This is a genomic window from Mariniphaga anaerophila (assembly GCF_900129025.1).
Classification (GTDB): domain Bacteria; phylum Bacteroidota; class Bacteroidia; order Bacteroidales; family Prolixibacteraceae; genus Mariniphaga; species Mariniphaga anaerophila.
In genome coordinates this window covers 379899-392775 of record NZ_FQUM01000001.1, presented here as the reverse complement: position 1 = coordinate 392775, position 12877 = coordinate 379899, and the positions used below count along the sequence as shown (strand labels likewise).

The following is a 12877-nucleotide window of genomic DNA, read 5'->3' as shown; positions in this document are numbered from 1 at the left end:
TAAATGAATGGAGCGAGGCGGTTCCTCTTAACTTAGAATGGATTGGAATTAATGGTTATACAATTTACGGCTATTTTTTTAGAAAATCGGTGTGTCATTGTTAAAGAGTTTATGTATTTATTTGACGCTTATATTTTAAGCAATTTAAGGTATTTTTATCTTAAAATCAAGTAGCAAATTATTTTTGAATTCATTTTTTTTGTGGAGAAAGGAGGGGGTATTCTGCTGAATTATTATCCTTCTTTGTGGCAGATGGTGTTGTCTGAACTGCGCTGGTAAAAATATTAAGAGGACAAAGAAAAAGCCTGGTAGTTGAAATTTACCAGGCTTTTTTTCTTCTTCTTAAAAAGAAGTTATGCTTTTTTCAGAATGTCTGTAGTTAAATTGTTGATGCTTATTTCCAGTGCTTCAAATGGTTTTCCGTTACCCTGGTTGTCATCTTCAACAAAGTGGTGCTTCATGCCGGCAACGTCTGCTGCGGCAAGTATTCGTTTAAAATCAATTACTCCGGCACCAACCGGCGCAACGTCATCTTTTATTACGTCGAAAAACGGAGCTTCCTGAGTGTACATATCTTTTAAATGGAAAAGTTGGAAACGCCCCGGATATTTATTGAAAATTTCCACCGGATCCTGTCCTGCTTTTGTTGCCCAGAACAAGTCTATCTCCATGGTAATCAGGTCTGCATCCATTTCGGGCATGAAAATGTCGAAGTAAGGCACAACACCATCCATGTTTTCAAATTCGAAATTGTGATTGTGGTAGGCAAACTGGATTCCTACATTTTTCATAATCCGCCCAACCTCGTTCCAGTCGGCAATCATTCTTTTGTAGGTTTCTATATTCCGGTCTTTTTCTTCAACCCAGGGCTGAACGCAATATTTTACGCCAAGTTCGGCGTGGTCGTCTGCCATTTTTTGGGCACTTTCCATGGTAATTCCTTCTGCTTCAACACTGGTGTGGCTGCTAAGAATTTCCATTCCCATGTCGTTAACCATCTTTTTGAATTCGGCAGGAGTATAACCGTAGAATTTTCCGTTGGAATAGTCTGCCAGTTCCAGGTTTTTGTAGCCCATGTCAGACAGTTTTTGCAACGAACCTTTTACGTCGGCAGCCATGGCATCGCGGATGGTGTAAAGCTGAAGTCCCACTCCGAAGCTTTTGCGGTCGACAGTAGCAGCCGGCGAGCATGCCATCGGTCCAAACGCCATTATTCCCAGCGCTCCTGCAGCCGATACTTTAAAGAAATCTCTCCTGTTTTGTGAAGTTTTCATAATCCTTATTTATTGTGATTTTATTAATTAGAACGACAAAAATTATAGAAGGTTAAAAATAATATAAATGTACTATTTACAGTCTGCTTATCCGATATTTTTAAATATACAATTCTGAAAGAGGAATGTCGGGAGAGAGAATAAGCGAGCCAAAGCGCAAAAAGCAAAACGTTTTATGGAGAGAAACATTCTTTTGAGAAGGCAAAAGAGGTGGTAAAAGAGTTTGTCCCGAGGTGTTTGTTTACATGTGCGGGGTAACTATAATTTTCTATTGAGCCCAATTCAATATTAAATATTGAACTGTCCGCCGGAATAAGCAAAGGCTTTTTCGGGTTCCCAAAAAACAAATGTAATTTTGCAACATTCAAGAAGTCGGTTTTTCTGCCCTTCTGAGTTTTAATTGTCAACAAAAAAATATGGAGCAAAATAAATCGACAGTAGCTTTGGGTACCGAAAATGTGTGGCGCTTACTTTTGCAATACGCAATTCCTTCGGTAATTGCAATGACCGCAACTTCGCTGTATAATATTACCGATAGCGTGTTTATTGGGCAGGGGGTTGGCGCTTTGGCCATTTCGGGGCTGGCAATTACATTTCCGTTAATGAACCTTGGTGCAGCATTTGGCTCACTTGTTGGCGTGGGAGCTTCCACCCTCATGTCGTTGCGGCTTGGGCAAAAAGATTATGCAACTGCTAACCGCATTCTTGGAAATGTGTTTGTGCTGAACCTCGTTCTCGGAGTTTTGTATTCGGTTATTGTGTTAACATTTCTCGACCCCATTCTCTATTTTTTCGGAGCCAGCAAAGACACTATTTCTTATGCACACGATTATATGGTAATTATTTCACTGGGGAATATTGTTACTCATATGTACCTTGGTTTGAATGCACTGCTCAGGGCAATTGGAGAACCACGAAAAGCAATGACGACCACCATTTTGTCGGTGGTAATAAATGCAATTTTGACTCCCATTTTTATTTATGTAATGAACCTCGGAATTCGTGGTGCCGCCATTGCAACAGTTCTTGCACAAACATCCATGCTTATTTGGCAAATCAAAATCTTCAGCAATAAAAACAACCTTGTTCATTTAAAAAGAGATACTTTTTCGCTTAAACGCAGAATTGTACTCGATTCGCTCGCAATTGGTATTTCTCCTTTTTCCATGAACGTTGCAGCTTCGGTAATCGTAATTATTATTAACCAAAGCCTCACCCAACATGGTGGCGACCTTGCAGTTGGCGCATTCGGCATAATTAATCGGGTAATATTTTTGTTTGTAATGGTGGTTTTGGGACTTAACCAGGGAATGCAACCCATTGCCGGTTACAATTACGGCGCCCGGCAAAACGAAAGGGTTACAAAAGTGCTGACCCATACCATATTTCTGGCAACAGGCGTTATGCTTGTCGGCTTTATTGTTGGCGAGTTTTTTCCGCGAACAGTGGCTTCTATATTCACCCGCGAGAAGGAATTGATTGATATTGCAGTAACCGGATTAAGAATCGTTTTCATCAGCACACCAATTATTGGGTTTCAGATGGTGGCTTCCAATTTTTTTCAAAGTATTGGAAAACCCGGGAAAGCCATTTATCTGTCGCTTACACGGCAGGTATTGTTTCTTTTGCCCTGCCTGCTCATTTTTCCTTCGCTTTTTGGCGTAAAAGGGGTTTGGATGAGCATGCCAACTTCAGATATACTTGCAAGCCTCAATGCCGGTTATCTTCTTTTTATTGAATACCGAAAAAACAAAATAAGTAAGTAATTTTGCGATGAAGAAGAACTTGAACATGTCAGAAAAATTTTATATCAACATAGGACGCCAGATTGGAAGCGGTGGCCTCGAAATTGGCAAGAAACTGGCGAAAGAGCTTAACATCGCGTATTACGACAGGGAGCTGATACAAATAGCATCGGATGAAAGCGGGCTTGGTAAAGAGTTTTTTGAAAAAGCAGACGAAAAAGACAGCCACAGTTTATTTGGAGGAATGTTTGGAATGAGGTCGACTTTAATGGACCAGATTTATTCCGGATATTATTTGAGTAACGAAAATCTGTTTCTGATCCAGAGCGAAATTATTCGAAAACTTGCCAAAAAAGAATCGTCTATTTTTGTTGGAAGGTGTGCCGATTATGTGTTGAAGGATTTTTCGCGTTGCCTGAATATTTTTATTAGCGCCGAAATGGAAGACAGGATTAAAAGAATAGCTCAAATACACGATTTGGAACACGACAAAGCGGCTTCGTTTATTGAAAAAATGGACAAAAAACGAGCAAGCTATTACAACTACTTCAGCAATAAAAACTGGGGCGATTCCAGATCTTATCACTTGTGCATTAATTCATCGTTTTTGGGAATTGATAACACGGTAAAAACAATTACCGAAATTGCCCTGAATAAGTTTCAGTAGCCCACCTTTTTCCGTTTCTTTAAATACTGCAAAAACGATTTTCCGTTTTACTAGCCGACAGATCAACTTGGCCATTTGCAGGCATCCTGTTTCGAAAATCAGAAATAAAAGTGGTTTCGAAATAGAGCCTTTTTCAGGCTTAATTTGTATTTTTATTGAAGTTAGTTTTAAAACAATCAGCAGGTTAATTGTTGGTGAAATTGTTTCACGAACAATTATCCCTGAACATAACTGGCGAAATGAGAAAAACTCTAATTTTTGCGTTACTTATGGCACATTCAATAGTTGGTTTTACACAAGAATTACCGGATAATTTTTCGGAGTTTACCATTCGGTCGGCTTCAGACAATTTGCCCATTAGCGTGCTGACGGCCGGAACGGCAACTCCGCCAAAAGCTGTGGTTCAGTTGGTGCACGGCATGTGCGAACACAAAGAACGTTACATCGCTTTTATGCAGTACTTAACAGAAAAAGGATATGCCTGCGTTATACACGACCATCGCGGACACGGGGAGAGTGTCTTGTTTGAAAATGATTTGGGCTACTTCTATTCGGGCGGTTACCGCGCCATGGTGGAAGATGTTAAAATGGTGACTGACTACATGAAAAAGCAATACCCCGGCTTAAAGTTGTTTTTGTTTGGGCACAGCATGGGATCGATGGTGGTTAGGAGCTACACAAAGCTTTTTGATGATGAAATTGACGGACTGATAGTTTGCGGAAGTCCGAGTTATTCTGCAGGTAGTAAGTTTGGAAAAGGCATTGCCAAAAGAATCGCAAAACGAAAAGGGGAGCATTTTCGCAGCGCAAAACTTCAGAAGTTAAGTTTTGGTAGTTTCAATAAAAAATTTCCCGAAGCCACTTCTCCAAACGCCTGGGTCTGTTCAGATAAACAGATTGTTGAAAAATACGATGCCGACTCCAAATGTAATTTTGTTTTTACTGCCAACGGTTTTCGGAATTTGTATGAATTAATGGGTGATGCGTATTCCAAAAATAACTGGAAGACGGGGCAGCCTGATTTGCCAATCTGGTTTATTTCCGGACAGGAAGATCCTTGTTTAATCAGCCTCAGTAAATTTAACAAAGCTGTAAAACGAATGAGAACGGTTGGATACAGAAATGTGGATGCTAAACTGTATCCCAACATGCGCCATGAAATATTGAACGAAATTGGCAAAGAAGAAGTTTGGAACGATATTGCCACAAAACTGGATAGCTGGAGATAAATTCGTTATTTTTTTTAGAATAGATTTTTTAATACAAGATAATCAATTCGTTTGAAGTGTGTTTTGTGTTTAAAGTCCCGGCGTGTTTTTTCCCGGAAAGTGTTCGTACCATTCTTTCCAGAAAAGTTTCACTTCGTTTTTCATTTCCTTATGTAACGAAAGAATTCCGATGAGGTTGGGAATGGTCATCAGGGCAATGGTAATTCCGGAGAGTGTCCACACAATTGTAGTATCAGTAAACGAAGCCAGGAAAAAGCCCAGTACATATAAAATTCTGTAAAACACAATACCTTTTATTCCGAAAAGATAGGTAACTGCGCGGTCTCCGTAGTACGACCAGCTGATGGTTGTGGAGAATGCAAACAGCAGTAGGCCAATGGAAACGATGTATTTCCCGTAATCCCCCATCCAGCTTCTTGTAAATGCTACGGTAGTAAGTGGGGCGCTGTGAAGCAGTGAATTTCCTGAAAGTGAAAGGCCGGCCTGGCTCACCAGTTTTCCCGAATTAAAAGAAATGGTTCCTGAAAACGGGTTGTTATTGCTCCAGACTTTTATGTTTTCTGCAACTGATCTGGAATGCAGAATAGTTGGCGGATTTATAATTGTGCCGTCTGCAACTTCCAGGCTGCCCGAAAACAGCGGCAATGTGGTTTCTCCGGAAAGAAACTCAAATAGTTTTTCCCGCTCGGTGTTGTCTTCTTCGGTGTATTGGCCAGCGAGTGCAACCAAATCAGTTTCCTGAAACCGGTTGGGGAGTTTTTCTTTCCATACGCCGGACGAAAGCAGAACCAGTCCGGTAAGCATACAAATAATTATTGTGTCGATAAATGGCTCAAGCAATGCAACCAGTCCTTCTGAAACATGCTCGTGGGCACGGGCTGCAGCGTGTGCAATCGGGGCAGAACCTTGGCCGGCCTCGTTTGAAAAAAGCCCGCGGTTTACGCCCCGGTTAAATGCAAATGCGATGCTTCCGCCTAAAAATCCTCCCGCGGCAGCAGTTCCCGTAAAAACATCGCCAACAATTGCCATCAGGCTGGGAATAATGTTTTGGTAATTAAAACTTATTACGGCAATTGCTCCCAGAAAATAGATGATTGCCATAATTGGTACTAATTTAGAGGTAACCTTGGCTATTCTTTTAATTCCTCCAATTATCACAAGTCCCAGAAGAACAGACAATACGGCGCCTGTTAATATGTGATTGATCCCAAATGTTTCGAACAGGGAGTTGGAAATACTGTTAATTTGAGGAAGGCTTCCGGTGCCGAACGAAGAAAAAATGGTTGCAAAGGCAAAAAGAGCACCCATTACTTTACCCGTTTGAATAACCTTTTTGTTTTTCAGTTGAATGTTCATCCTCTTTCGCATGTAATACATGGGGCCGCCGGCAATTGACCCGTCTTCAGCTTTTTCGCGGTACTTGTGCGACAGGGTAACTTCCACAAATTTTGTGGTCATACCCAGTGCGGCAGTTACCAGCATCCAGAAAAGTGCAGCAGGGCCGCCCAGGTGAATGGCCAGCGCAACGCCTGCAATATTTCCCGTTCCAACAGTTCCGGATAGGGCAGTGGTTAGCGCCTGAAAATGCGATGTGTCTCCTTCATCGCCTTTGCGATCGAATTTTCCGCGGACTATACGAATGGAATGCCTTAAATATCTGAATTGTGGAAAACGTAGGTAAAAGGTAAAAAAAAGGCCGGTGCCCAGAAGTAAAAAAACGAACCATTGTGACCCGCCAATATAACCATCTACTACTGATAAGAAATTGTTTAGTTCATTCATTTTAGGTTCATTTTTTTTATTTCCGGTTAAAAATAACAATCTATTTCATAAATTAGCAACATAATTTTTAAAAGTAAATAATTATGTTACCCAGATTTCTTTTAGCCGACAATTCGCTGGAAACACCTGAAACTATTTTCGTTGTGCACACCGAAACGCCGCGTTTTATTATCGAAGCCGATATTGACGACTTCGAAAGCAATCAGATAATTCATTGGATTGATGGTGAACCTGGCGACGAAGACATGATTGCCCGGTTGGTTGACGATGCCGAAGAGTTTCTGGAAAAAGAATTCGAGAACGAAGAGTTTCTTGACAGCGATGAAGAGGAATAATTGATGGAAAACAGAAGTCAGCCTAAAAGGCTTTTTCGCTCTAACGACCGGATTTTAGGGGGAGTGCTGGCCGGTTTTGCCGAGTACATTTACGCAGATAAAACAGTTGTAAGGCTGTCTTATGTTTTGCTATCTGTATTGTCAGCCGGTTTTCCCGGGCTTTTGATTTATATCATTGCGTGGATTGTTATTCCGGGGAAGCGTTTGGGGAACTGACTTCTTTCTTTTTTGATTTTTTAACCACCAGCACGGCGCCTGCTATCACCAAAGAAGCTCCGAGGATAGTCATTGCGGAAAAACGTTCGTGGGGAATCCAATCAACGCTCAGGTAGGTAAGAATTCCCATCGTAATAAAAGTAATAATGGGGTTTACAAAGAGAATTACACTTACTTTATTTGCTTCGATAAAACGCAGCGCCTGAGCAAGGCTGCTGTATGCGATAAGCGTGTTGAACCCCAGAAATATCAACAATAACCACCACGCCCAGTTCAACTCAAACACCGGCTCTAAATCCACCACAGGTAAGTAAATTAAAGTCGGAAATCCAAAAAGGAAGAGGTTGAGCATTGGGGCAGGGTATTTGGTAACCAGCTTTTTTTGCGTCACTGCGTAAACGGTCCAGGCCAGCGCCCCGCTCAATGTCAGCAGAACTCCCATATTGTACTGGTCTTTTCCTGCGAAAAATGCCCGTAGCTGATCGCTGTAGAAAAAGGCAAATCCCAGAAGTGCCACAAGGAACCCTGCCAGTTGCATTTTTGAAAGCCGTTCCTTGAAAATAAGAAAACCGGAGAGGGCGAGCATCATCGGGCCAAACTGAATGAAAAGCTGGGCGTTACTTGGAGTGGTGTAATGAATTCCCAACATAAAACCCAAATAGTTCCACGACAGCCCGACGGCCGCAACAATAAGCAGCCACGGGGGCTTTATCAGTATTTTTAGCGACGACGGGTTTTTGTACAGTTGCCATCCCAACAGAAAAACGAAAGCCACAAGAAAACGAAACCAAACAATTGTGTGGGGATCTACTTTGCGCACTGCAACTTTTAATGCAATGGCCAAAAATCCCCAGAAGAATGCGGTGATGGCCGCATAAATCACACCTTTTGTTTGATTAGACATTTGTTGTTACTTGCGTAATTCGGCTCCTAATTCCCTTTCAAATGCAGCAACCAGCTTTTTCATGGTTTTATCAATCTGTTTGTCGTTCAGCGTGCGGGAATCATCGCGCAGAATAAAACTTACTGCGTATGACTTTTTCCCTTCCGGAACTCCGTTGCCTTCGTACACATCGAAAAGTCCTACCTGGCGTAATATTTTTCGTTCGGTTTTAACCGCCAGTTCTTCAATTTGCTGGAATTTAACCTGTTTGTCGACAAGCAGAGCCAAGTCGCGTCGTACAGCCGGAAATTTGGGAAGCTCTTCAAAAGATACGTTGTGTTTTGTTTGTTTCGTCAGTATTGCTTTCCAATTGAAGTCAGCATAATAAACAGGCTGTTCCACGTCGAATCTTTTGAGCATTTTTTTAGCGACTATCCCCAGTTCCAGCACTGTTTTATTATTCAGTTGGTACGTTAATCCTTCTGAAAACAATTCACTCTGACTTTCTGAAATTTGTAGTTCGCTCAGGTTGAATCCCATCCGCTTCAAGATGTTTTCAGCAACAGATTTTGTTTGGAAGAAGGAGGTGTGCTGCTGGCTGTTGGTCCAGGTTTCTGCAGACTTTTCGCCGGTGATAAATAATCCGAGATGTTCTTCCTCGTGATAATTCTGAACCGGATTTTCATTTTGTTCCTCTTTCTTGTAAAAATAGCAGTTGCCAAATTCGTAAAGCATTAAATCTTTATTTTGGCGATTGGCATTGTACGCCACACATTCAAGTCCTCCAAACAACAGGGTTTGGCGCATCCCGTTTAAGTCGGCGCTGAGCGGATTGAGCAGATTTACGGTTTGTTCGCTTTTAAATTGTTCCAGCCCTTCGTAGTACCCGGCTTTTGTTAACGAGTTCGACCATATTTCGTTGAACCCCTGCGCTGTGAGCATTTCGGCTACAAGGTTGCGCAGATGATCCGGATTGGGATGTGGAGCGTATTGCAGCGATGATTTTACCAGAGAAGGTATTTCTATATTATTGTATCCGTAAATACGCAGAATCTCTTCAATAACATCTGCTTCGCGTTTCACGTCAACACGGTAAGGCGGAACCAATAACGATAATCCTGTTTCTGTTTCGTTTTCGATTTCTATTTCCAACGAGGTGAGGATTTTTTTGATGGTTTCCTTTCCAATCTCTTTTCCAACCAGGCGGGTAACATTATTGTAGCTTATCTGAACGCTGAAATACTCAGCGGGTTTTGGATAGACGTCCACAATTTCCGAAGAAATGGTTCCTCCTGCAAGTTCTTTAATAAGCAGGGCTGCCCTTTTTAATGCGTAAATTACACCGTTGGGGTCGGTGCCACGTTCGAAACGGAACGAGGCGTCGGTATTCAGCCCGTGACGGCGAGCAGTTTTACGAATAAAAACCGGGTCGAACCAAGCACTTTCCAGAAATATGTTTTTTGTACCTTCCTTTACTCCCGATTTGGTGCCGCCGAACACACCGCCAATACACATGGCTTCTTTGGTGTTGCAAATCATCAGGTCGTCTTCGTGCAACTCGCGTTCCACCTCGTCGAGTGTTGTAAATTTTGTACCGGCCGGCAGCGTCTGAACAATTACTTTTCCGCCCTCAATTTTATCTGCATCGAACGCATGCAAGGGTTGTCCGGTTTCAAAAAGTACGTAATTGGTAATATCTACAACATTGTTAATGGGAGCCTGGCCAATTGCTTTTAACCGGTTTTTTAACCAGTCGGGAGATTCTTTTACTTCCACATCCGAAATGGTTACGCCGGCATACCGCGGGCAAGCCTCCGGTCTTTTTATTTCCACGGGAATTTCCAGTTTGTGGTTGTCCACTTTGAACTGATCCACCGGGATACGGTTGTATGTTGTCGGTTTTGTTTTATTAAGAAAAGCAGCCAGGTCGCGTGCAACACCAATGTGCGAACCTCCGTCAATTCGGTTAGGAGTAAGATCCACCTCAATTACCTGGTCTGATTTAACATTGAAATACTCTTTTGCGGGCGTGCCAATTTTTACTGAATCGGGTAAAACCATGATTCCATCATGACTGGTTCCAAGCCCGATTTCGTCTTCGGCGCAAATCATCCCTTCGGAAGCTTCGCCACGTATCTTCATTTTTTTGAGAGTGAGCTTTTCGTCTCCCATATACAGTGTAGTTCCAACCGGTGCTACAACAACTTTCTGCCCGGCAGCAACATTGGGTGCTCCGCAAACAATGTTCAGCAATTCACCTGTGCCAACATCAACTGTAGTTTTGCTCAGGTGGTCAGAATTGGGGTGCTTTTCGCAGGTAACGACTTTCCCCAATACGAGGCCCTGCATTCCTCCTTTTACGGTTTCAACTTCTTCCAGTCCGGCAACTTCCAGTCCGGTTTGTGTTAAAATTTTTGCTACTTCTTCGGGTGACTCATTTGTGTTAATGTAATCTTTAAGCCAGTTGTAAGATATCTTCATGATGAAAAATAGTTTGCAATTTTACGAAGCCACAAAAATAGAGATTTTTAGACGGAAAGCGAGAGTATCATTCCATTAAATTCATGAATCGGGTTTTTCCCTCAATTTCTTAATATAATCAATTGTTTAAAGGATTGTATGCTTGAACTTTTTACACAAAGGGGATGTGGAAAATTCTGTTACTCCGTTTATCTTTTAATTTGAGAAATCGACATGTGCTCCGAAAATTGAATTGAATTTCTGCAAATGTGAAATGGTTCTGATGTTATTTCTCTGCCGGGAAAAAACTTTGGATAAGTGTGTGCCTGCACATATTTTGTGTTTCACAACATATTTGTTTCAGCGAATGATTTGTTATGATATTTATTTTCAGGTGATTGATTTTTTGATTTTTTGTTGCTGATTAAAATTTGTGTGTGCGTACACACATCTGTTTTGTACTTGAATGTCATTTGTATAGATTTGTGGTGAAATAGTAAGATGAATGCACTGTTTTTTATTGTAAGGTAATGGATTTTGTGTTTCGTTTTAGTATTCAGAAAAAACAAAATTATTAAAGGTTAAATTATGATTGACAGAAGGAAATTTATAAAAACCGGGGTTATTGCCGGATTGGGAGTTTCAGTTGCCTCAAATGGCATATCAGCTACATTATCTTCTTTTACTTCCGCAGGTAAGCGGGTTGGTATTATTGGGCTGGACACATCGCATTCCATTGCATTTACAAAGGCGCTAAACGCAGACGATGCTGATCCTGTATTTTGTGGATACAAAGTAGTTGCTGCTTATCCGCATGGTAGCCTGGATATTCCATCTTCCGTTGAACGCATCGAAGGGTACACAGAGCAGGTGAAAGAAATGGGAGTTGCCATAACCGCTTCAATTGATGAATTGCTGACAAAAGTTGATGTGGTTTTGCTGGAAACAAACGATGGAAGACGACATCTGGAACAGGCATTGCCGGTGTTAAAAGCAGGCAAACGTGTGTTTATAGACAAACCTATGGCTGCCTCACTTGCCGATGCAATGGCTATTTTTAACGCTGCCGAAAAATATGGAATTCCCGTTTTTTCTGCTTCATCTTTACGTTATATCAAAGGAATGGATGAAGTGAAAAGCGGTGCTGCAGGAAAAGTTATCGGAGCAGAAATGTATAGTCCTTGCGCACTGGAAAAAACGCATCCCGATCTGTTTTGGTACGGCATTCACGGGGTGGAACCACTTTTTACAGCAATGGGAACCGGTTGCAAAACAGTAGTGAGAGCACATTCTGAAGGAACCGATGTAGTTGTAGGAACCTGGGAAGATGGCCGTATTGGCACTTTCAGAGGGCTTCGTGACGGGCAAAGAAATTACGGGGGATGTGTTTTTGGAGATAAAGCCATAAAACAGCTCGGATCATATAACGGGTACAATCCTCTGTTGGTAGAAATCATTAAATACTTCGAAACAGGAAATATTCCGGTACAACCCAAGGAAACGCTAGAAATTCTTGCGTTTATGGAAGCTGCTGACGAAAGTCGGAAAAAAGGAGGAAAACCGATTTCTGTTGAAAAAGTAATGGAAAAAGCAGAAAAAGAAAGTAAGAAATATAAATTTTAGTATTGATTGGCAGGCGCGAGATTCTTTTCCCGTATAAAGTATCCCATGCTCCGGAAATCGCAATATCTAAAACAGGATCATATGAAGCGACCATGAATTTAATTTTTAAAATTCATAACAAGATGAATTGAAAATTATTGAGAGTTTCATATGGTTCTGTTAAAAACAAATAATATTAATCAAATGAAAAATTATTCCAAACTACAGTTAACCGCACTGGTAGTACTGCGTTTTTTGGTTGGCTGGCATATTTTGTACGAAGGCATTGCAAAGCTGTTAAATCCACAGTGGACGTCTGCCGGATTTTTAGATCAGTCTCAGTGGATACTTTCGGGTTTTGCCGATTGGGTTACTTCAAATGCTGGGATTTTGGCTGCCGTAGATTTTCTGAATACCTGGGGGCTGATTGCCATCGGCCTGGGACTTGTACTCGGGCTTTTATCAAGGCCGGCTGCCATTGCCGGGGCTGCCCTGGTTTTTGTCTACTATTTAAATACTCCTCCGCTAATAGGGCTGGAATATGCCTTGCCGGTTGACGGAAACAATCTTGTTGTAAATAAAACACTAATTGAGGCAGCTGCGTTGTGTGTGCTGGCTTTGTTTCCAACCAGTAAAATATTTGGCCTGGATTATTTTCTGGCTAAACGAAATAACTAAAAAGGG

11 protein-coding genes are annotated in these 12877 nt (G+C 41.6%); 7 read left to right on the top strand and 4 right to left on the bottom strand.

Features of this window, described 5'->3' with window-relative positions; genetic code table 11:
* Window positions 1-353 precede the first annotated feature (353 nt).
* Window positions 354-1274, bottom strand: coding sequence for a sugar phosphate isomerase/epimerase family protein (locus BUB08_RS01470; RefSeq protein ID WP_072998253.1), 921 nt, complete (start codon window positions 1272-1274; stop codon window positions 354-356).
* A gap of 416 nt (window positions 1275-1690) precedes the next feature.
* On the opposite strand from BUB08_RS01470, the gene BUB08_RS01460 reads away from it, so the two are divergent.
* The 3 genes from BUB08_RS01460 (at window position 1691) to BUB08_RS01450 (ending at window position 4915) form a co-directional block, all read left to right on the top strand.
* Complete coding sequence (locus BUB08_RS01460; RefSeq protein ID WP_072998249.1) at window positions 1691-3040, top strand: MATE family efflux transporter; 1350 nt, start codon at window positions 1691-1693, stop codon at window positions 3038-3040.
* A gap of 25 nt (window positions 3041-3065) precedes the next feature.
* Window positions 3066-3686 (top strand): cytidylate kinase-like family protein, encoded by a 621-nt coding sequence (locus BUB08_RS01455; protein ID WP_072998247.1) that lies wholly within the window; start codon window positions 3066-3068, stop codon window positions 3684-3686.
* Window positions 3687-3925: 239 nt separating this feature from the next.
* Window positions 3926-4915 (top strand): alpha/beta fold hydrolase, encoded by a 990-nt coding sequence (locus tag BUB08_RS01450; RefSeq protein WP_217651528.1) that lies wholly within the window; start codon window positions 3926-3928, stop codon window positions 4913-4915.
* Window positions 4916-4984: 69 nt separating this feature from the next.
* Here the strand turns inward: BUB08_RS01450 and BUB08_RS01445 are convergent, their stop codons facing one another.
* Window positions 4985-6697, bottom strand: coding sequence for an alanine/glycine:cation symporter family protein (locus tag BUB08_RS01445; protein WP_072998867.1), 1713 nt, complete (start codon window positions 6695-6697; stop codon window positions 4985-4987).
* Between the two features lie 83 nt (window positions 6698-6780).
* On the opposite strand from BUB08_RS01445, the gene BUB08_RS01440 reads away from it, so the two are divergent.
* Both BUB08_RS01440 and BUB08_RS01435 read left to right on the top strand, forming a co-directional pair.
* Window positions 6781-7032 carry a hypothetical protein gene (locus tag BUB08_RS01440; protein WP_083570512.1) on the top strand — a complete coding sequence of 84 codons (252 nt, stop codon included), beginning with the start codon at window positions 6781-6783 and terminating at the stop codon, window positions 7030-7032.
* A gap of 3 nt (window positions 7033-7035) precedes the next feature.
* The gene (locus tag BUB08_RS01435) at window positions 7036-7248 is read left to right on the top strand and encodes a PspC domain-containing protein (RefSeq protein ID WP_072998244.1); all 213 of its coding nucleotides are present in this window, start codon (window positions 7036-7038) and stop codon (window positions 7246-7248) included.
* Here BUB08_RS01435 and BUB08_RS01430 read toward each other — a convergent pair.
* Both BUB08_RS01430 and pheT read right to left on the bottom strand, forming a co-directional pair.
* A complete protein-coding gene (locus tag BUB08_RS01430; RefSeq protein WP_072998242.1) occupies window positions 7220-8152 on the bottom strand; it encodes a DMT family transporter in 933 nt (310 codons plus the stop codon). The genes BUB08_RS01435 and BUB08_RS01430 overlap by 29 nt on opposite strands.
* Before the next feature lie 6 nt (window positions 8153-8158).
* On the bottom strand, window positions 8159-10612 hold the full coding sequence (gene pheT / locus BUB08_RS01425; protein WP_072998240.1) for a phenylalanine--tRNA ligase subunit beta: 2454 nt from the start codon (window positions 10610-10612) through the stop codon (window positions 8159-8161).
* Between the two features lie 567 nt (window positions 10613-11179).
* Between pheT and BUB08_RS01420 the strand changes: the two genes are divergently transcribed.
* Window positions 11180-12214 (top strand): Gfo/Idh/MocA family protein, encoded by a 1035-nt coding sequence (locus tag BUB08_RS01420; RefSeq protein ID WP_072998237.1) that lies wholly within the window; start codon window positions 11180-11182, stop codon window positions 12212-12214.
* A gap of 183 nt (window positions 12215-12397) precedes the next feature.
* Complete coding sequence (locus tag BUB08_RS01415) at window positions 12398-12871, top strand: DoxX family membrane protein (protein WP_139249579.1); 474 nt, start codon at window positions 12398-12400, stop codon at window positions 12869-12871.
* The last annotated feature ends 6 nt before the right edge of the window (window positions 12872-12877 follow it).